This window comes from Campylobacter sp. 2352 PW, assembly GCF_024723575.1.
GTDB lineage: Bacteria > Campylobacterota > Campylobacteria > Campylobacterales > Campylobacteraceae > Campylobacter_D.
In genome coordinates, this window is record NZ_JANQCX010000005.1 from 88,055 (window position 1) to 106,870 (window position 18,816).

The window sequence follows — 18,816 nt, forward strand, 5'->3', positions numbered from 1 at the left end:
TTTTTCAAAATTATATCTTTTTTTTGGAATTTTTAGCAAATTTTAAAGCCCTCATCATCAAATTCTAAAAGTTCAACTCTAAATTTAGCAAATTTATTTTTGATTTTTTCTTTGATTTTTTTGGCATCATCTTTATAAGCTAGAGTGAAAAAACTTGAGCCTGAGCCTGAAAGCGTGCTCATGAGAGCATTGTTATCTAAAGCTAGTTTTTGCACCTCAAAAAGTTCTGGCAAAAGCTTCATTCTTTGATTTTGATGAAGTTTATCCAAACTTGCATATTTTAATAAATCATATTTTTTCTCTAAAAAACAAGCAGTTAAAAATGAAGCATGGCAAAGATTAAAAACACTATCTTCTAGGTTGATTTTTTTAGCTAAAACTGCTCTTGATTTTTGAGTATTCATCGCTACATTTGGTATGGTTATAACAGCTTGTAAGTCTTTGTCCACTTCTTTTTTTATAGCTAAAACTTTTTCATTATGAGTTAATGCACACACAAAACCCCCAAGAGCTGCTGGAGCTATGTTATCTGGATGGTTTTCATATTTTAAGGCTTCATTTAAAATGGTATTTTTATCCGCTTTAAATCCACTTAATTCATAAGCACAAGCAATAGCTCCAACTATCACAGCAGAAGAACTTCCCATGCCTCTAGCTAAAGGGATATTATTTTGAAAAACAAAGCGGAAATTATCTTTTTTACCACTAAGTCTTTGATAAATTTCATAAAAAATATTGACAAAACTATTGTTTTTTTTAAGATAGATATTATTTTCACCTTCTCCGTGTATGCTAATGCTAAAAAATTTAGATTTTTCAACTATAGTTTGATTAAAATATTTTAAACTCAAACCCAAACAATCAAAACCAGGACCTAAATTTGCACTTGTAGCAGGAACTAAAATCTTCATTTTTTACCTTAATTAATCGCATCTAAAACATAAAAAGGTGTATTTTCTTTACTGAAATTTAAACCTTTTAAACTTTGGGGCATAAAAAAACTTCCCGCTTGTGTCTTTTCTAAAACAATCTCATCATCTTTTTTTACAAAACACAAATGCTTGTTAGCGGCTATAGGAGCGTTATCATTTAGTTCAAAAGCACTAATAGCTTTTAAAGGTATATTTTTAACTATGGCTAGGGTTTTAAAAGAAACATAAGAAATTTTTATACCCATGTAAGAGCCTGGTCCATGCACATAAATAAGCTTTTCAAACTCATATTGTGAAAGTAAATCTTGCAATATTTTTGGCAAAACTTCACTAACTTTTAAATCATTCTCAATGGTTTTTATCAATACATCATTTTCATAAATACCAAGCATTAAAGGTTTTGCTATGGCATTTAAAAGTAAAGTAACCTTTTTTATGCAAAAACCTTTTCATAAACTTTATATGCACTTTTTTCTAAACTTATCACTTCATAAGCACTAGGATCTTTTAAAAGTTCTTTGGTTAAAAGATGATTAAGTTTGTGCGAACCTGCATAAGAAGTATAGTCTCCAAAAACTCTACATCCAAGCAAGGTTAAATCACCTATGGCATCTAAAATTTTATGACGCACAAATTCATCTTTAAAACGCAAACCTTCAGGGTTTAAAATACGATTATCATCAATTACAACAGCATTTTCTAAGCTTCCACCAAGACCTAAATTCATAGCTCTTAAAGCTTGAACATCCTTTAAAAAGCCAAAGGTTCTTGCTCTTGCTATTTGCTCTATGTAGTTTTGTTTGCTAAATTCAAAACAATAATTTTGCTTACCTATAATAGGATTATCAAATTCGATTGTATAGTTTATAATAGGCATATCCGTAGGACTTAAACGCACAAATTTATTACCTTCTTTTACTTCTACAATTTTTTTAATCACTAAAATTTTTTTAGCCACGTCAAGCTCTTTTATGCCTGCTTCTTCAAGCATCATACAAAAGCCTATGCTGCTACCATCCATTACAGGAGTTTCATTAGCATCTAAAACTATACGCACATTGTCAATACCATAAGCATTAATTGCACTCATTAAATGCTCTATAGTAGAAACATAACCCCTATGATCGCCTATTACAGTAGCCATTTGCGTATCGATGACATTTTCAGGCTTTGCTTCATAAGAAATTCCCAAATCACTTCTATAAAACACTACACCACTGCCAGCTTCTAATGGCTCTAATTTTATGCTAATAGGCTCACCCTTATGCAAACCTATGCCAACACCTTTAACTTCTTTTGCTATTGTTGTTTGATTCATTTTTATTCACTCAAAATTCTTTTTTTGCTTGACTCTAATACATTATAGATATTTTCTTTTATCCATTTTGCATCTTGCCATTGCTCAGGACGCACTTCAACACCTTGCACCAAAATACCAAAATGCACATGATCTCCAAGTGCTAAGCCTGTAGTGCCTGTAGTGCCTATAACATCACCTGCTCTAACTCTATCGCCCACATTTACATCCACATTAGTGCAGTGTCCATAAAGAGTATAAATACCAAAGCCATGATAAATAATAATATTTAATCCATAAATTCCATTTTCTTGTACAAATACCACTTCACCATCGTTATTACTAATAATAGGTGCTTCTTTTATGCTTGCTAAATCAAGCCCCATATGATAAGAGCTACTAAATGCTTGATTATTATAAGAATAAAATCTATGATCAGCATAATCAGCTACTTTTTGGCCATTTTTTAAAGGCTTGAAAAGATTAACTTTAAAATTATTAATCATAGTATCAGGAACTTTGCTTGTAATATCATGAATGATAACTTCATTAGAAGCTCTTAAATCTTCATTCACAAATTTAAATTTTTCAAGCCTACTTAATTCTCTATCTTTTGGAGCATATTTTTGTGCTAAAAATTCAATCTTGCCATCTAAAAATCTATCACTTACTTTTATATTTGATACACGGTATTTTTTATTAGTAAAATAATATCTAATTCTTTGTTTGTTTACATTACCTGCTTTATCTACTGCCACCACATAAGCTCTAAAGTGCTCATCAGTCGCCTCCCAAGGAATCAAAGCAGCATAATATCCTTCTTTCACATAAGGAGTTGCTTTAAAAATTTTATCTTTATCGGTTATGATATAAACTTCTTGTAAATTCTCATCACTTGCTTTAAATACCACACTACCTACTCCACCTTGTTCGATTTGGTAAGAATTGTCTAAAATTTCTACAAGTGGTTTTTTGGTATCAATAATAACTTTTACTTCTTTAAGCGCTTGATTTCCTAAAAAGAAATTCCAAAAACTACTATCGCTTGCTTCTATTACAAGTTTATAAGAATCGACTTTTTCTTTATAAGCTGGTTTTGGTAATTTTAAGTCAAAATGAATGCTTTTTTTATTGCCTTTAACATGTTCATTAACAAGTATTTCACCATTTAACTCATTTGCCTTAAATAGTGTGACTTTAACATCTTTTAAAGCACTTTCATCGCTTATTTCTATAGATATAGGGTCTGTTAGATTACTATAAATTACATCTGATTTTGTTTGAATTAACGGAGGATTTTTTTCAAACAACTTTGTATTTAAAACAAACACCACAAAGGCTAAAAGTATTAAAAAAACTACAAAAATCCATTTTTTATTTGATCTTTTACGCGCAAAAACCATATTTTCACTTTCAATCTATTTTTTTAAAAATATATTATTCTTTAGCAAATTAAGAGTAAATTATAAAAAATTTTATAGAATTTCTCTTAATTTATTTGCACTTTTAATCCAAGTTTCAAGCTCATTTATATCACATTTTTCTATCATTTTTTTACATTCTTGTAATTCTTTTTGAAATAAATCAATAGAATTTAATAAATTTTGTTTATTTTGCTCAAAAATACCACTCCACATTTGAGGGTTTGACTTAGCAATCCTGCACATATCTTTAAAAGAAGGACCTCCTAAGTGAGCTATATTTTTTTTATTTTCTTCTTTCATCACAAAATTTGCCAAAGAAAAACTAATCACATGAGGTAAGTGTGAAATGATAGAAGCATGGTGATCATGCGCGATACTATCCATAAATACAAGCTTCATTCCTAAATCTGAAAAAATTTCTATAGCTCTTTTTTGATGAATATGATCAGCATTTTGCACATCACACAAAACACAAACTGCATTTTTATATAAGTCTTTTATAGCTGCATTTGGACCACTATTTTCAGTTCCTGCCATAGGATGAGCTGCGATAAATTGACTTTTCAAATAAGAAGGTAAATTTTTAATAATTTCTTCTTTTGTGCTTCCAAGCTCGATGATAGTACAATCTTTAGAAATACCTTGAAATTCTTTTAAAATTTTTACAATAGCTCTTACAGGAATAGCTAAAAAAATCACATCACATTTTTTTAATTCTTCAAAAGAAACAATTTTATCTATTAATTTTCGCTCTAGTGCGATTTGCTCAAATTCTTTGTTTATATCATATCCACAAACTAAATCTATTAATTTATTCTCTCTTAAGCTAAGACCCAAAGATCCACCTATTAAGCCAAGTCCGATTATACCTACTTTCATAAATTTTCCTTAAAAAGCATTAGTTAAAAATATTTTGGTATTATAACGATTTTGTATATAAAAATTTAGGTAGATTTGATGAAAAAATGGTTTGTTTTCTTTGCACTCTCAAGTTCTTTATGTGCAGCTACGATTAAAGATATAAAATTTGAAGGCTTATCGCAACTTTCTAAAGAAAGTGCTATTGCGATTTCTAAATTAAAAATAGGACAAAAAATTGATCCTGCTAGTATAGATACAGCGATTAAAAATCTTTTTGATAGAAATTATTTTAAAGACATAGTAGTAGAAGAAAAAAATGGGGTGCTGATTTTTAAAGTAGTAGAAAAACCTTCCATTGGAAAAATAGATATTCAAGGTATAGCAAGTAACGATAGAAAACAAATAGAAAGCCTTGTTGGCTTAAAACCTGGAATTTTATATGATGAAAATTCAGCTAAAGAAGCTGCTGAAAAAATCAAACTTTTTTATCAAGCCAAAGGTTTTTATGATACTGTTGTAGAAATCAAAGATGAAAAATTAAGCAATTCAAGTTCATTAAAACTTACTTTTGTTGTAAATCGTGGGGAAAATATCATCATAGAAAAAGTGCATTTAAGTGGTGCAAAAAAATTAAGCTATTCAGATATTGAACCTGCGGTAGCAAATAAACAAAGAGAAGCCCTAGGCTGGATGTGGGGTTTTAACGATGGTAAGCTTAAAATCTTTGATTTAGCAAATGATAGCTCAAGAATTTCAGATGTATATTTAAAAGAAGGTTATCTTGATGTAAGCGTATCTCCTGCTTTTTTAAATACTTACACAGATACTTATCAAGCTGATTTGACTTATTTTATCAACGAGGGTGAGGTTTATAAAGTTAAAGGGATTAAAATTTTTAATCCAATTTTTAGTGATGAAGAAAATGAAGCTTTGGCAAATGATTTAAAATTAAGTATTGGAAAAATAGTTAATATAGAAAAACTAAGAGAAGATATAAAGACTATAGAAACTAAAACAGCAGATTTAGGCTATGCTTTTGTACAAGTTATACCTGATATACAAAAAGATAAAGAAAATCATGAAGCTATGATTATTTTTAAAGTCATACCTAATGAAAAAGTATATGTTAGAAATGTTGAAATTTCAGGCAATACCAAAACAGTTGATAGAGTTATTCGTAGAGAGCTTTACCTAACCGAAGGTAATCTTTACAATAGAACTGATTTAATAGACTCAAGAAATGCCTTAAGAAGAACTGCATATTTTGAAAATGTAGATATTAAAGAACAAAGAGTAGATGATACGCATATTGATTTGATAGTAGAAGTCAAGGAAGCTTCAACTGGAGCCATTTCAGGTGGTATTGGCTATGGAACTAGTGATGGAATTTTACTTAGCGCTTCATTATCTGATGCAAATATCTTAGGCTCTGGTATGAAAGGAAGTGTGAGTATAGACAAAGGTGATGATACACTTTCTGGTAGAGTATCTTTAAGAAATCCTAGAGTAAATGATAGTGATTATTCTCTTGGAGGATCATTATATTCAGATCGTTTAGAATGGGATAGCTATGATGAGAGAAACTATGGTTTTGACATAAGCGTTGGTAAAACTTTAGGAAGATATACAAGCATAGATTTAACTTATAATCTTGAACAAAGTGATATTTATCATTTAAGTGATCGCTTAATCGCTCAAGGATATAAACTTGGAAAAACTTATAAAAGTTCCATCACTCCTTCGATAGTGTTTAACAATACAGATGATTATTATTTGCCAAGATCAGGTTTTATCGCCTCAACTTCGCTTGAATATGCAGGCTTAGGTGGGGATCAAGAATTTATAAGCTCTACTACTAAATTTAATTATTATCAAGGCTTGGAAGAGTTTATAGGTTGGGATTTGATTTATCGTTATAAAGCAAGTTTTTATAAAGTATGGGATCAAGGTTATTTACCTATCAATGAAAAATTATATCTTGGTGGTATAGGAACTATTAGAGGTTTTGATAGAAGAAGCGTGAGTCCTAAAAATGAATGGGGTGATGAAACAGGTGGTACAGTGGCTTTTGCAAATTCTGTAGAACTTAGCTTTCCAATCTTTGATAGAATCAAACTTAGAGGTAGTGTATTTTTTGATTATGGTGCTATAGGAGAGAGTTCTTTAAGTCAAATTCAAAGATGGAGCACAGGCGTTGGCTTTGAGTGGTTAACCCCGCTAGGTGCTTTAAATTTAGTTTTTGCTAAGCCATTTAATACTAGCTCAAAAGACGATTTGAGCAAATTTGAGTTTATGTTGGGTGCAAGATTTTAAAAGCAATAAAATCTTGCTATAATTTTGAAATTTTATTTTAGGTAGAGATAATGAATTTTTTAGATATTTTTTCTAGTATAAGACGCAAGCAAGCCGCTCCAAGTGAAGCTCCAAATCACTGGGTAAAATGTAATTCTTGTCATGCGTTAATGTATTATAAAGAAATAGAAACTTGTTATAATGTTTGTCCTAAATGTAATTTTCATATGAGATTAAACCCTCTAAAACGCATTGAATTACTTAGCGATGAAGGCTCTTTTGTGGAAATGGATAAAGACTTACATGCAATCGATCCACTTAAATTTGTAGATAGCAAATCGTATAAAAAAAGATTAGCAGAAAATGAAGAAAAAACAGGTAGAAAAAGCGCCATAATAAGCGGGGAATGCACCATAGATGGGATAAAAACTCAATTAGTTGTTTTTGATTTTTCTTTCATGGGTGGAAGCTTAGGATCAGTAGAAGGTGAAAAAATTCTTAGAGCTATTGAAAGAGCTATTGAGAAAAAAACCCCTGTTGTTATAGTGAGTGCAAGTGGTGGAGCTAGAATGCAAGAAAGCACTTATTCTTTAATGCAAATGAGCAAAACAAGTGCAGCGTTAAAGCTATTAGCAGAAGAAAAACTTCCTTATATTTCAGTCTTAACTGATCCAACTATGGGTGGAGTAAGCGCATCTTTTGCTTGGCTTGGAGATATCATCATGGCTGAACCTGGTGCTTTAGTAGGCTTTGCAGGAGCTAGGGTAATTAAACAAACCATAGGAGCTGATTTACCAGAAGGCTTTCAAAAGGCTGAATTTTTACTTGAACATGGGTTGATTGATGCGATTGTAGAAAGAAGTGAACATAAAAAATTTATAGCAGACTTTTTAAGATTTTTTTCTAAAAACTAAAAATGCAAATTAATCTTTTGAGCATTCAAAAAAATAATAATGATGAATTTAGCAAGATAGATGAGTATTATACTAAGCTTATTAAGAAATTTTGTAGTTTTAATGATATATATGTTTTTAATAACAAAATTAATCAAGCACAAAACACTAACGCCATAGAAGCAAAAAAATCTTATACAAATGCACTAAGTCCTTATAAAAAAGGTTTTTGTATAGCATTAGACGAAAAGGGTAAAGAATTTACAAGTGTAGAATTTGCAAAATTATTGCAAGATAAAAATGAAATTACATTTTTTATAGGCGGTGCTTATGGATTTGAGCAAGAATTTATCGCACATATGCATACAAGTATAGCTCTTAGCAAAATGACCTTGGTACATAAATTTGCTAAAACTATGCTTTTAGAGCAAATTTATCGTGCATTTTGCATTAATACAAATCACCCATATCACAAATAGGAGCGTTTATGCAAGAATTAAATCTTGAAGAATTTAAAAATATATTACTTCAAAGACAAAAAGAAATTTTACAAGAACTTCAAGGCAATATAGACAATATCCATAATCTACAAGATAGTGAACCTAGGGATGAAGTTGATTTACAGCAAATTGACAATAGCTCTCATATCGACTTTAAAATCAATGAAAATTTAAAAGCTGAACTAGAAGAAATTAAACATTCATTAAGCAAAATAGATAACAATACTTATGGTATTTGTGAATATTGTGAAGATGATATTCATCCTGAAAGACTTAAGGTTAAACCTCACGCAAAATATTGCATAAATTGTCGTGAAAATTTAGAAAAAAGGAAAGAGCTATGAAAATTAGATTATTTTTCTTTGCAAGTTTAGTTTATCTTCTAATCATCGCAGCTTTAGTTTATAATCTAAATTTAGGAAATTATACTTTTACAATTTCCACTTTTGAATTAAATTTGCCTATTAGCTTATGGGTTGTTTTGCCTGCTTTATTTTTGATGATACTAGCTTTAGCACATATGAGTTTTTATGGCTTTTTAAAACATTTACAATATAAAAATCTAATTAAAGATAGTAAAAATTATGAAAATTTTATTATTGATATTTTTTTAAAAAAAGCAAGCAAGGTTAAATTTAAAACTCAAGAATTTCAAAATATAGCAAAAGATACGCAAGCTCTTTGTTTTAAAGAAAAAATTCAAAATCCTAAAATAGATGAAATTATTGATATTTTTGAACACTTAGAAAAAAAAGAATTTGTAGAATTAAAAAAATACAAATTAGATTCAAATAATGAAATTTTCATTTTAAATGAAAAAAATCGCTTTCAAAATGATAGCAATTATGCTTTTTCTTTTATCAAAAACAAAGATACCTTAGCTAGTGAGCTAGAAATTTTTGCTTATAAAATGGTATTAGAAAATGCGCCTTATAGTCAGATTAAAACACTAAAAGCTCAAAAAAACCAAGATGATATTTTATTGCTTTTGGATAGATTTGAAAGAGAAAACTTAGAATTAAATCACGCTGAAATCGAAGTTTTACTTAGTATGAATACTTTAGATGATAAGTCATATTTACGCTGTGCTAAAATACTTTGTAAAAAAATAGAACCTCAAGTATTAATTGCTTTATTTAAAAAGTTAAAAGATAATTATTCTCAAGCTTTAAGAGCTTATTTTTATACTTTGGCAGAATTTGGTATGTATGATGAATTGCTTAATGAATTAGGAAATGATCAAAATGAACATAAAGACTTTAGACTCTTGCTCTTTTTAAGAGAACATAATAAAAAAATAGAACTTGAAAAATTAATACAATGATAGATTTTAGTAAAAAGCCTTTATTTTTAGCTCCTATGGCAGGTTTTTCAGACTTGCCTTTGAGAAATTTAGTTAAACAATTTGGGGCTGATGTAACTATTAGTGAAATGATAAGTTCCAATGCCTTAGTATATGAGAGCTCAAAAACTCTTAAAATGCTAGAAAAAGCTGAACTTGAAAATCCTTACATAGTTCAAATTGCAGGCTCAGATGAAAGTGTAATTTGCAAAGCGGTAGAAATTTTAAATCGTTTTGATTTTATAGATGGGATTGATTTTAATTGTGGTTGTCCTGTAAATAAGGTTATAAAACAATGTGCAGGTAGTGCTCTTTTACAAGATCTTGATAAATTACAAAGAATTTTAGAACTTATCAAAAAAACAAGCAACAAAAAACTAACTAGTGTCAAAGTAAGATTAGGATTTGATAAAAAAGATCCCATCGCCATCGCTAAAGCGTGTGAAAATGCTGGAGTAGATTTTATCAGTATGCATGGTCGCACTAGAAAACAAATGTATAGTGGAAATGCTGATTATGAAGCCATAGCTTTAGCCAAAAAAAATATCAAAATTCCTTTAGTTGCAAATGGTGATATTAGTGAAGATAATGCCAAAGAGGTGTTTAAAATAACAAATTGTGATGCTTTGATGATAGGGCGTGCAAGTGTAGGAAAACCTTGGATATTTTATGAGATAAAAACTGGCAAAAAAATCGAAAAGGCTATGAAAAATAAAATCATTTTTGCACATTTTGAAGAAATGTTAAAGCATTATAAAGAACAAGGCATAAGCATCTTTAGAAAACACTTACATGAGTATTCTAAGGGCTATGATGATGCTTCTAATTTTAGAGATTGTGTTAATCGCATTAATGATGCAGAAATTATGCGAAAATATATTCAAGAATTTTTCAATAAGGAATGATTTTTGCTTGTAAACTATCAAGCAATATGAATGAAGAGATACCATAAAACAAGGAAGGTTCATGGCAGCTCATATCAATTCAAAAGGGATTTACAAAGCATTAGGTGGCATTAGAACAAGTGCAAATAATTTAGCAGCACATGCTTCAAAGCTTAACAATCAAAGTTTAAATTTCGAGCAAGTTTTACAACAAACCCAACCAAAATGTATAAAAACTTGTTTACAAAATTCTCAAAAAGAACTTGAAAATTTGCTTGAAAATATTAAAAATAGCCAAGATACTATCACAAAAAATATACACAAAGATAGTGCAAATATCATTGCAAGATTAAGACAAGAAGTCATTATGATGTATGATATTACCCTTAAAAACCCTCTTTGATAATTTTATATAAATTATCAATATATTCATCGCTAAAATGCGATGAATTAAAACTCCTATATAATTTTACAAGATCTTTAGCATTAAACTCATAACCAAAAGCACATTTTTTATGAGCGGGTAAAAAAGCTCTTACTAGTACAACATTTTTTTGAATATACTCATCACAATAAAAACATACAAAACTTTTATGCAAACGCCCTTCAAAATCTAAAATTTTTAAATAAGCATCCACTATAACACGTTTGCAATCTTGCTTTTCAAAACGCTTAGCACAGTCTTCTAAAAGTTCAAAGTAAAAACTATCAATTTCTTCAACATCTTTTAAATGCAAATAAAAAAGTCTAATAAATTCCTGCCAAAAAAACATTCTCTCTCTATCTAAAATCCAAGAAAAACCAATATGTAAAACATCTTTTAAACGTGGTAAAAATCTCGAACTTTCTTCAAGCTCAAAATCAATCTTATACCCACTTAGTATATTAGAATGACGCATGCCATAAAATCTATAACTTTTAATAACTTTTTTAGTACTTAAAAGATAAACGATTAAATCCTCATCTTTTACACTCTGAGTGTGTAAAATATACCCTTGCATTTTATAAAAGTTCTATGCCATAAGCTTGTAAAATTTCATATGCACTATTTTCCAAAGACCTACTAAAACTCGCTGTTGCATTTTTATGTAATATAATTTTTGAGTTAATGCTAGCGCTTTGAGCTAAAATAATATTACTAAATACACACATATGTGAAACAAGACCACAAAATTCTATACTTTCATAATAATTTTGTTTTAAAAAATTGGCTAATTCTAAGCTACCAAAAGCATTCTTATAAAATATTTTTTTTGCATTTTTTAAATACACATCAAAATCACCTGGCATTTGCCAACCTAAAGTATCTCTAATGCAATGATAAGTAGGTAAATTTTTTCCTTCTTGAGTTTTTAAATAATTTTCATCATGCGTATCAAAAGTAAAAACAATATCACCTTGATGATTTTTTAAAAGAGCAAGAATATTATCTTTTATCTTGGTAGCTTCTTCAAAGCCCAAGCTACCATCGATAAAATCATTTTGATAATCAACAACAACTAAAAGATTAGCCATTATCCTTGACCATAAAAAAAGCTATCCGTGTGGATATTTTCAAATGCAGTTTTTAAACTTGTAAATAATTTTGGATTTTCTTTTTCTAAATTTGCTAAAAGCTGCTTAGCTTCTTCTCTTGCATGAGGAAATTTTACATTTTTTTCACTTAATTTCATGCCAGGACAAAATTCATTACCAATTACTTCTAATTCATTATTAATAGCATTTTCTCTTAATTGTCTTTCTCTTACAAAAATCAAAGGACGAATAACCTCTACACCTCTTTTGCTTTTATACTTGGGAGCTAGACTCCTAAGAGAGCCATTATAAATAAAATTCATAAAAAAACTCTCTACCGCATCATCTAAATGGTGAGCTATAGCTAATTTATTAAAACCATTTTCCAAAGCATAAGTATATAAAGCACCGCGCCTCATTCTTGAAAAATAGCTACAAAAACTTGAATTTTTTCTAATCGTATCACCTGAAATTTCATAAATATTAGAATCAATCACTTCATGATCAATATCATGTTCTTTGCAGTGATTATGGAGTTTGGTATAATCTTCACCCATGCCATAGCTTAAAGTTACTGCTTTAAGTTCAAATTTAAAAGGCGCATGTGCTTGCATACGCTTTAAAAGATGTGCTAAGGCAAGCGAATCTTTCCCACCGCTAAGCCCTAATAAAACTTTATCATTGTCTCCTATTAAAGAAAATTTAGCATTAGCTTTAGCTACTTCTCTGATTAGTTTTTTACTAAGATTTATCATAATTTCTCACAAATTTTTAAAACAAAATTAGCTGAAATTTTAGCTGATTTTTCTACAAACTCATCAAAGTCAAATTCAGCTTTCTCACCTGCTTTATCACTCATAGATCTTAAAATCAAACATGGAATTTTTAAAGCATCGCACACCAAAGCCACACTAGCTCCTTCCATTTCACAAGCATCTGCATTAAAAATTTCTCTAATTTTTACTTTTTTATTCTCATCACAAATAAACTCATCACCTGTAGCGATAACACCTGGTTGTAATTTAACACCAAGTTCTTTAGCAACTTCTATGGCAAGATTATTTAGCTTATCATCTGTTTTTATAAAAATTTCATTACCAGGAACATAGCCAAGCGGATGTCCAAAAGCTGTGATATCTAAATCATATTGAGCTAATTTTGTAGCATAGATTAAATCCCCTATTTCTAAACTAGGATTAAAAGCACCGGCCACACCTGTAAAGAGTAAAAGCTCAGCTTTAAATTTTTCTATCATAATAGTCGCGCTAAGAGTGGAATTTACTTTCCCTATCTTAGAATAAGCAATAATTAATTCATGATTTTTATATTTTGCAAGATAATAAGTATTATTTGCATATTCTATCGTTTGATACTCTTTTAATGTTTCTAGTAAAGGAGTAACCTCTTCAGGCATAGCTCCTAAAATAGCTATTTTCATTTAATTACCTTTAAAATTTCATCAATGTCTTCTATTTTACTTAAGGCATAAGTTTCTTTTTGAGTGATTTTTTTATTTAATCCCTTTAACACACTTGCACCAAATTCTATATAAAAATCTACTTCTTCATCTATTGCTTTAATGCTTTGTTTATAAAGAACAGGCTTGATGAGTTGCTCGCTTAAAAGCGTTAGAGCTTGATTTTTATCATTATACACTTTTGCATTAACATTTGACACTACGCTTTTAAAGCCCTCTTTTAAAATAGGTTCTAATTCTTTTGTAAGTTTCAAAGACGCATTTTTTAATAATGGACAATGACTTGCAACGCTCATGTTCAAAAGCATAGCTCTTTTAGCTCCTGCATTTTTAAACTCACTCTCATAAGAAGCTAAATCAGGCTTTAAACCTGCTACTACAATTTGTCCATCACAATTATAATTAGCCGCAAAAATGTTTTTTTTCTCACTCAATGCTTTTTGACAAAGTTCTTCTACCACTTTATCTTCAAGTCCTAAAATCACCATCATACCAGCTTCTATTTTAGAGCAATCTTCTTGCATAAACTTACCGCGTTTATTAACAAGCGCTATAACATCTAAAAAGCTAAATGCATCTTGGGTTGCTAAAGCACTGAATTCTCCTAGCGAATGACCTAAGCTGTACTTAGCTTCTATATCAACTTGCTCTTTCAAAGCTTCATAAGCCATTAGTGAGTTTAATACTATGGCCATTTGTGTAAATTCGCTTTTATTTAAATTTTCATTTTCCTTAAAAAGCAAATTTTTAAAATCAATTTTACAAAAATCACTAGCATTATCTAATAATTCTTTTGCTTTTTTAGAATTATCATAAAAACTCAAACCCATGCCAACACTTTGAGAGCCTTGACCTGGGAAAATAAATGCGCTATTCATTAATGACCACCACAGCAACCGCCGCCACCATGCCCATGGCCACCACAACATCCACCACCACCATGTCCGTGATGATGATCATGATGATGTCCTCCACCACCACATCCACAACTTCTACTACCTGCAATAATTCCTGTTAAAATTTCATCTTCGCTTGCAGCTCTAACATCTACGATATTGATTGAAAACAACAAGTCTTTTCCTGCATAAGCATGATTGTAGTCAATAGTAACTTCATTTTCAGTAATTTCTCTAACAATTACTCTTACCGTATTACCATCTTCACCTTCGCCAAAAAGCTCCATACCAACTTGCAAATCAATCCCTGCAAACTGCTCTTTTGGTAAAGTTTGTAATGCATTGGCATCATATTCACCCAAAGCATTTTCTTTTTTTATCATAATATCAGCATTACAAGGAGCATTAAGCTTTTGAATTTCTTCTTCTAATCCTTCTAAAATTTGACCCTTACCTAAAATAAAAGAAATAGGTTCAGCATAAATATTTGATTCTAAAACTTCATTAGTATTTACATCTTTTAACTCATAAAACATTGAAACTACACTATTTTTCTCTATAGCCATTTTATCTCCTTCGTTATTTTCTATCTGGTGAAACTTTTGCTTCAGGACTATCAGGATAAGCTGTCTTTAAAGCTTTATAAAATTTATTTGCATTTTTTGGATCCCCAACCTTATCTAAGCTAATAGCTGTATGATAAAGTAATTTTGGTACATAATCGCCTTTAGTGCTTATAGCAGAACTTTTCTTATAAAATCCCAAAGCACCTGCGTAATCTTGCTGTTTATATCTTATCTCTCCAAGCCAAAAAGTAGATCTAGCAGGTTTGTAGTGAATACTTATTAGATGTTCAAATTTTTCTTTTGCATCCTCAAATTGATTTTTATTAGTTTCTTCTATCGCTTTTTTCAAAATTTCACTAGATTGCAATTTTTTCCAACTATCATCTTTTACTTCAATCACTTCATCTTGAGTTTCATTTACATCTTGAATGATTTCTTCGGTTTTATTATCATCACTTACAACAGGAACAACCGGAGTAATTTTTGTCTGATTTTGCACTCTAGCTATTTCAGACTGAAAGAAGGTTATGGTTTTATTCATATCTTCTTTTGAAATATAATCATCATTGATTTTATTAATCAAAGTTGTAATTTCACTTAAAACTTTTTGAATTTCTTGATGATTTTTTTCTTGAATTTGCCTATTTTCCTCCACATAAGCTCTTAAATTTTGAATTTCTTGAGTTATGTTTGCGTCAAAATTTTGATAAGTTTCTTCTAATGAAAGCAATTTTGTGTTAGCTTTTGAATATTGAGCATTCAAACCCTCTGTTACACTTTGCAATCCTTCTATATTCTCTACTGCTGTATTTATTTTACTTGTTAAATTTGTATAATATTCATTCAGTGCTCTTAGGCGTTCTTGATTTTCATACTGTAATTTTTCATTTTGAGTTAAACCATAAGGTGTTTTTGTATCTACTTTTCCTGCATCAAAAGCTGAAATTTCAGCGTGTAAAAAAGTAGCTCCTAAAAGAGCTACTGATAATAATTTTAATTTCATTTATTTAAAACTTATTTTGATAATTTAAATTCTGCACGGCGATTTTGAGCATCACAAGTTTTTGTTCTTTCAGTACATACAGGATTAGTTTCTCCGTAGCTTTTAACGCTAATTCTATCTGCGCTAACACCTTGAGCTACTAAAGATTCTTTTACTGCTTTAGCTCTTTTTAAACCTAAAGCTTGATTATACTCATCAGTCCCCCACTCATCGCAGTTTCCTTCAACTACTATTGCAGCATTAGCAGCTTCTTTATTAAAGATTTCAGCATTATTTGCAATAACCTTTTGCATATCTGATCTAACATTAAATTTATCAAAATCAAAATATACATTTGCTACAGAATTTAAAGATTCAAGATTTTCAAATCTATCAGATCCACCGCTACCTTTTGAGCCATCTACACTACTTGAACTACTAACGCTAGTGTTTTTAGTAGCACAACCACTTACAATAACAGCAAATGCAGTAATTGAAGCAAAAATGATTTTTTTCATTGATTTCCCCTTTTGTTTATTTAAAAATCATAATTTAATTATAACAAAAAAAATATGATTTTAGTATTTTACCAATCAATTGATTGAATTTTACCCACTTTTAAGCCATAATGAAAAGCTTTATTTGCATTAATTCGAATAACACCTAAAGCACTTTGAGAGCCTAAGTACTTAATAAACACAACACTTTCTCCATCACTTGAAAATCTTGGAAAAAGATTTTTACCATTTGCAGTGAGTTGTCTTATGTAATCGCTTTGGGTTGACATTAAATAAAGATTAAAAACTCCGCTTTGATTTACTTCTCTACTAGAATAAACCATGTAGTGTTTATAAGTAGAAACCGAAGAATTATTTTTACCATGAAAAACAACTTGTTCTGTTAAATTTGAATCTAAATTTTGCATAAAAATATTTGGATAGCCTAAGCGATCAGACACAAATACAATTTTTTTATCACCATCAACAAAATTGCCATTTACATCAATACCCATATAGTTTGTAATTTGTGTCAGATTTTTTGAATCTGCATCATACAAGTATACATCAGGTTGGTCTTTTGGAGCCATGGTAAGTAAAATTTTTTTACCATCATCACTCACATCAGAAGCAACCATCATACCTTTGCTAGCAATAATTTTTGTTATATTTTTATTTTTCATATTATATTTATAAAGAGTTGGAATCTCATCTTCATAGGCAGTAAAATAAAATGCATTTTGTTCTTTATTTGCCCATTTAGGAAACAAATTTAAACCTTTTGAAATCAATACTTTTTGGTAAGTTAAAGTATAATCTGCTAATAAAATATCACTTTGCTTACTACCTTGTGTTCTAGCTATTAAAATTTTATGATCCATCCAATCAACCGGAGCAAAACCTAACTTTTTATTCATTTGAGCAACACTTCTATGTGCTAAAAATGGATACTCTTCGATGGAAAGAATTTGTTCATAAAATCTTGTTTTAGTTTCATTTGCAGCTAAGATTTCAACATCAATATCTAAAAGTTTGCCGTTTTTATTTAATATATAAGAAAAAATATAATCACCTTGTTTTTCATCTTGAGTTATCTCAAAATTTGAACTTACTTTTATATCATTAACAAGCATGTTATAAAAACTTTTTTTAAGATCTAAATCATTCAATTTAGACTGATCTTTAATATAAATTTTTGGCAATTGCATACCTTTATTAACAACAGATATTGTTGCATCTTGTCCAAATAATACTGAACAAAAAAATAAAAATACTAGTATTTTTTTCATTGTTTCTCCGTTTTAAACTCAATTATATCACTAAGTTGCATTTTAATTTTTCTTATTTTACCATTTGGAGGTAAAGTTATGTATTTTCCTTCTAAATTTTGTAAAAATTCTTTTGCTTTTTTATCAAAATTATCACTATGTGCACTAGTAGTGTTTAACAGGTAAAAATAACCATTATTATCAATTACAAATTCTACTTCTATACTTAAGTTACCACTAGGATTATAAATCCTCCATCTATCTTCAAGATATTTTCTAACAGCGCCTAAGAATTGATCATAAACCCCTACTTTTTGCTCCATGACAGATTGACCTAATTCTTGATTTATTTTTAAATTTTCATTGAGTTGCTTAGAAAAATCATTGATTTTTTCTCTTTGGGCAAAAGTAGGTTTTTTTGAAGGCATAGAAGATTGCACTTTAGTCGTTTTTTCTTCTTGATAGTCTTCTATTTTACCAAACAACTCATTAAAAACACTTGCTTGTTGTTCTATATTTTGGGTGTTAACGCTTTTATTGGTAGTGTATTTTTGTAGAAGATTTTCTTCAAATAAACTTTGTAGATTTTCTTTTTGTAATTCTTGTATCATATTTACTTGATTTTGATTTATGCTATCTCCAAGTTCTATATTGATAAAACTATTAGGATCATCAGTATATTCAATGGCTTTTGGTTTATACTCAACCAACTTAAAAAATACCAAAAAAACAACAAAAAAATAAACTAAAGTTGCATAAATAAAAGCTTTAAGATTATGTGTAGAATTTTCTTCCATTTTTTACTCAGTTTGCAAAGCAACTTTTTGGAAACCTAAATGTTTCATTGTTCTTAAAACACTCATTACATCATCATATTTTAGATTCTTATCCGCTCTGATAAAAACTGTCTCTTGAGTATTATACTGAACTTTTAAAGCATTCATATTATCCGCAAAACTTATAAAATCAAATTTATCTTTTCCTATAAAAATTTCTTTTTTTGCATTAATTGTTATAATCAAACTTTTAATATTTGGCGCACTTGAAGTTTTTTGCGAACCTTGAGGAAGTTGAACTTTTTCTTCATATGTGATACTTGGTGCTGTTACCATTAAAATAGCAAGCAACACAAGCATAATATCTACCAAAGGTGTAATATTGAGTTCAGGTTTTTCTTCTAAAAACATAAA

At 29.4% G+C, this 18,816-nt stretch carries 23 protein-coding genes; 7 read left to right on the top strand and 16 right to left on the bottom strand.

Translation table 11 applies throughout. From position 1 onward, the window contains the following. Nucleotides 1-32: 32 nt before the first annotated feature. The 5 genes from thrB to CAMP5121_RS04125 form a co-directional block, all read right to left on the bottom strand. Entirely contained in the window at nt 33-911 is an 879-nt protein-coding gene (gene thrB, locus CAMP5121_RS04105; protein WP_263663569.1) for a homoserine kinase, read from the bottom strand. A gap of 8 nt (nt 912-919) precedes the next feature. After that, entirely contained in the window at nt 920-1,324 is a 405-nt protein-coding gene (locus tag CAMP5121_RS04110; RefSeq protein ID WP_337214865.1) for a tRNA threonylcarbamoyladenosine biosynthesis protein TsaB, read from the bottom strand. A gap of 41 nt (nt 1,325-1,365) precedes the next feature. After that, a complete protein-coding gene (lpxC, locus tag CAMP5121_RS04115) occupies nt 1,366-2,250 on the bottom strand; it encodes a UDP-3-O-acyl-N-acetylglucosamine deacetylase (RefSeq protein ID WP_337214866.1) in 885 nt (294 codons plus the stop codon). A 2-nt stretch (nt 2,251-2,252) separates the two neighbouring features. After that, nucleotides 2,253-3,632, bottom strand: a complete 1,380-nt coding sequence (locus CAMP5121_RS04120; RefSeq protein ID WP_337214867.1) for a M23 family metallopeptidase — start codon at nt 3,630-3,632, stop codon at nt 2,253-2,255. A 72-nt stretch (nt 3,633-3,704) separates the two neighbouring features. Then, complete coding sequence (locus CAMP5121_RS04125; RefSeq protein WP_263702711.1) at nt 3,705-4,532, bottom strand: prephenate dehydrogenase; 828 nt, start codon at nt 4,530-4,532, stop codon at nt 3,705-3,707. Between the two features lie 78 nt (nt 4,533-4,610). Here CAMP5121_RS04125 and bamA point away from each other — a divergent pair, with 78 nt between their 5' ends. The 7 genes from bamA to CAMP5121_RS04160 all read left to right on the top strand — a co-directional run bounded on the left by bamA (nt 4,611) and on the right by CAMP5121_RS04160 (nt 10,828). After that, nucleotides 4,611-6,827: an outer membrane protein assembly factor BamA gene (gene bamA, locus CAMP5121_RS04130; protein WP_337214868.1), complete on the top strand. Its 2,217-nt coding sequence runs from the start codon at nt 4,611-4,613 to the stop codon at nt 6,825-6,827. A gap of 50 nt (nt 6,828-6,877) precedes the next feature. After that, nucleotides 6,878-7,720, top strand: a complete 843-nt coding sequence (gene accD / locus CAMP5121_RS04135) for an acetyl-CoA carboxylase, carboxyltransferase subunit beta (protein WP_012660961.1) — start codon at nt 6,878-6,880, stop codon at nt 7,718-7,720. 2 nt (nt 7,721-7,722) lie between these two features. After that, nucleotides 7,723-8,178, top strand: a complete 456-nt coding sequence (locus tag CAMP5121_RS04140; protein ID WP_337214869.1) for a 23S rRNA (pseudouridine(1915)-N(3))-methyltransferase RlmH — start codon at nt 7,723-7,725, stop codon at nt 8,176-8,178. Between the two features lie 8 nt (nt 8,179-8,186). Then, nucleotides 8,187-8,543 carry an RNA polymerase-binding protein DksA gene (gene dksA, locus CAMP5121_RS04145; RefSeq protein WP_012660959.1) on the top strand — a complete coding sequence of 119 codons (357 nt, stop codon included), beginning with the start codon at nt 8,187-8,189 and terminating at the stop codon, nt 8,541-8,543. Beyond that, complete coding sequence (locus CAMP5121_RS04150; RefSeq protein ID WP_337214870.1) at nt 8,540-9,523, top strand: hypothetical protein; 984 nt, start codon at nt 8,540-8,542, stop codon at nt 9,521-9,523. The genes dksA and CAMP5121_RS04150 overlap by 4 nt, the downstream gene beginning before the upstream one ends. After that, complete coding sequence (locus CAMP5121_RS04155; protein WP_337214871.1) at nt 9,520-10,446, top strand: tRNA dihydrouridine synthase; 927 nt, start codon at nt 9,520-9,522, stop codon at nt 10,444-10,446. The genes CAMP5121_RS04150 and CAMP5121_RS04155 overlap by 4 nt, the downstream gene beginning before the upstream one ends. A gap of 61 nt (nt 10,447-10,507) precedes the next feature. Continuing rightward, nucleotides 10,508-10,828, top strand: a complete 321-nt coding sequence (locus CAMP5121_RS04160; RefSeq protein WP_070256278.1) for a hypothetical protein — start codon at nt 10,508-10,510, stop codon at nt 10,826-10,828. Here the strand turns inward: CAMP5121_RS04160 and recO are convergent. From recO to CAMP5121_RS04215, 11 genes are all read right to left on the bottom strand, one after another. Then, nucleotides 10,812-11,426 carry a recombination protein RecO gene (recO, locus tag CAMP5121_RS04165; protein ID WP_263682563.1) on the bottom strand — a complete coding sequence of 205 codons (615 nt, stop codon included), beginning with the start codon at nt 11,424-11,426 and terminating at the stop codon, nt 10,812-10,814. The two genes, CAMP5121_RS04160 and recO, sit on opposite strands and share 17 nt — an antisense overlap. Before the next feature lies 1 nt (nt 11,427). Next, nucleotides 11,428-11,940, bottom strand: coding sequence for a cysteine hydrolase family protein (locus tag CAMP5121_RS04170; protein WP_337214872.1), 513 nt, complete (start codon nt 11,938-11,940; stop codon nt 11,428-11,430). Next, entirely contained in the window at nt 11,940-12,695 is a 756-nt protein-coding gene (locus tag CAMP5121_RS04175) for an ATP-binding protein (RefSeq protein WP_337214873.1), read from the bottom strand. Before CAMP5121_RS04175 ends, CAMP5121_RS04170 begins: the two co-directional genes overlap by 1 nt. Further along, on the bottom strand, nt 12,692-13,378 hold the full coding sequence (locus tag CAMP5121_RS04180; protein WP_337214874.1) for a 5'-methylthioadenosine/adenosylhomocysteine nucleosidase: 687 nt from the start codon (nt 13,376-13,378) through the stop codon (nt 12,692-12,694). Before CAMP5121_RS04180 ends, CAMP5121_RS04175 begins: the two co-directional genes overlap by 4 nt. Further along, nucleotides 13,375-14,295 carry an ACP S-malonyltransferase gene (gene fabD, locus CAMP5121_RS04185; protein WP_264289029.1) on the bottom strand — a complete coding sequence of 307 codons (921 nt, stop codon included), beginning with the start codon at nt 14,293-14,295 and terminating at the stop codon, nt 13,375-13,377. The genes CAMP5121_RS04180 and fabD overlap by 4 nt, the downstream gene beginning before the upstream one ends. Next, a complete protein-coding gene (locus CAMP5121_RS04190) occupies nt 14,295-14,879 on the bottom strand; it encodes an FKBP-type peptidyl-prolyl cis-trans isomerase (RefSeq protein ID WP_337214875.1) in 585 nt (194 codons plus the stop codon). Before CAMP5121_RS04190 ends, fabD begins: the two co-directional genes overlap by 1 nt. Before the next feature lie 13 nt (nt 14,880-14,892). Beyond that, the gene (locus tag CAMP5121_RS04195) at nt 14,893-15,882 is read right to left on the bottom strand and encodes a tetratricopeptide repeat protein (RefSeq protein ID WP_337214876.1); all 990 of its coding nucleotides are present in this window, start codon (nt 15,880-15,882) and stop codon (nt 14,893-14,895) included. Between the two features lie 11 nt (nt 15,883-15,893). After that, nucleotides 15,894-16,379, bottom strand: coding sequence for a peptidoglycan-associated lipoprotein Pal (gene pal / locus CAMP5121_RS04200; protein WP_263678394.1), 486 nt, complete (start codon nt 16,377-16,379; stop codon nt 15,894-15,896). 68 nt (nt 16,380-16,447) lie between these two features. Then, nucleotides 16,448-17,647, bottom strand: coding sequence for a Tol-Pal system protein TolB (gene tolB / locus CAMP5121_RS04205; protein ID WP_263678393.1), 1,200 nt, complete (start codon nt 17,645-17,647; stop codon nt 16,448-16,450). Beyond that, entirely contained in the window at nt 17,644-18,423 is a 780-nt protein-coding gene (locus CAMP5121_RS04210; protein ID WP_039667927.1) for a Tol-Pal system subunit TolA, read from the bottom strand. The genes tolB and CAMP5121_RS04210 overlap by 4 nt, the downstream gene beginning before the upstream one ends. Nucleotides 18,424-18,426: 3 nt before the next feature. After that, nucleotides 18,427-18,813, bottom strand: a complete 387-nt coding sequence (locus tag CAMP5121_RS04215) for an ExbD/TolR family protein (protein WP_012660945.1) — start codon at nt 18,811-18,813, stop codon at nt 18,427-18,429. Between the last annotated feature and the right edge of the window lie 3 nt (nt 18,814-18,816).

Coding starts and splice junctions, on each gene's coding strand:
- CAMP5121_RS04120 (WP_337214867.1), bottom strand. CDS start 3,632: ATGGTTTTTGCGCGTAAAAGATCAAATAAAAAATGGATTTTTGTAGTT.
- CAMP5121_RS04125 (WP_263702711.1), bottom strand. CDS start 4,532: ATGAAAGTAGGTATAATCGGACTTGGCTTAATAGGTGGATCTTTGGGT.
- CAMP5121_RS04110 (WP_337214865.1), bottom strand. CDS start 1,324: ATGCTTGGTATTTATGAAAATGATGTATTGATAAAAACCATTGAGAAT.
- lpxC (WP_337214866.1), bottom strand. CDS start 2,250: ATGAATCAAACAACAATAGCAAAAGAAGTTAAAGGTGTTGGCATAGGT.
- dksA (WP_012660959.1), top strand. CDS start 8,187: ATGCAAGAATTAAATCTTGAAGAATTTAAAAATATATTACTTCAAAGA.
- CAMP5121_RS04150 (WP_337214870.1), top strand. CDS start 8,540: ATGAAAATTAGATTATTTTTCTTTGCAAGTTTAGTTTATCTTCTAATC.
- CAMP5121_RS04155 (WP_337214871.1), top strand. CDS start 9,520: ATGATAGATTTTAGTAAAAAGCCTTTATTTTTAGCTCCTATGGCAGGT.
- recO (WP_263682563.1), bottom strand. CDS start 11,426: ATGCAAGGGTATATTTTACACACTCAGAGTGTAAAAGATGAGGATTTA.
- pal (WP_263678394.1), bottom strand. CDS start 16,379: ATGAAAAAAATCATTTTTGCTTCAATTACTGCATTTGCTGTTATTGTA.
- CAMP5121_RS04195 (WP_337214876.1), bottom strand. CDS start 15,882: ATGAAATTAAAATTATTATCAGTAGCTCTTTTAGGAGCTACTTTTTTA.
- tolB (WP_263678393.1), bottom strand. CDS start 17,647: ATGAAAAAAATACTAGTATTTTTATTTTTTTGTTCAGTATTATTTGGA.
- thrB (WP_263663569.1), bottom strand. CDS start 911: ATGAAGATTTTAGTTCCTGCTACAAGTGCAAATTTAGGTCCTGGTTTT.
- CAMP5121_RS04190 (WP_337214875.1), bottom strand. CDS start 14,879: ATGGCTATAGAGAAAAATAGTGTAGTTTCAATGTTTTATGAGTTAAAA.
- bamA (WP_337214868.1), top strand. CDS start 4,611: ATGAAAAAATGGTTTGTTTTCTTTGCACTCTCAAGTTCTTTATGTGCA.
- CAMP5121_RS04180 (WP_337214874.1), bottom strand. CDS start 13,378: ATGAAAATAGCTATTTTAGGAGCTATGCCTGAAGAGGTTACTCCTTTA.
- accD (WP_012660961.1), top strand. CDS start 6,878: ATGAATTTTTTAGATATTTTTTCTAGTATAAGACGCAAGCAAGCCGCT.
- CAMP5121_RS04175 (WP_337214873.1), bottom strand. CDS start 12,695: ATGATAAATCTTAGTAAAAAACTAATCAGAGAAGTAGCTAAAGCTAAT.
- CAMP5121_RS04170 (WP_337214872.1), bottom strand. CDS start 11,940: ATGGCTAATCTTTTAGTTGTTGTTGATTATCAAAATGATTTTATCGAT.
- fabD (WP_264289029.1), bottom strand. CDS start 14,295: ATGAATAGCGCATTTATTTTCCCAGGTCAAGGCTCTCAAAGTGTTGGC.
- CAMP5121_RS04210 (WP_039667927.1), bottom strand. CDS start 18,423: ATGGAAGAAAATTCTACACATAATCTTAAAGCTTTTATTTATGCAACT.
- CAMP5121_RS04215 (WP_012660945.1), bottom strand. CDS start 18,813: ATGTTTTTAGAAGAAAAACCTGAACTCAATATTACACCTTTGGTAGAT.
- CAMP5121_RS04140 (WP_337214869.1), top strand. CDS start 7,723: ATGCAAATTAATCTTTTGAGCATTCAAAAAAATAATAATGATGAATTT.
- CAMP5121_RS04160 (WP_070256278.1), top strand. CDS start 10,508: ATGGCAGCTCATATCAATTCAAAAGGGATTTACAAAGCATTAGGTGGC.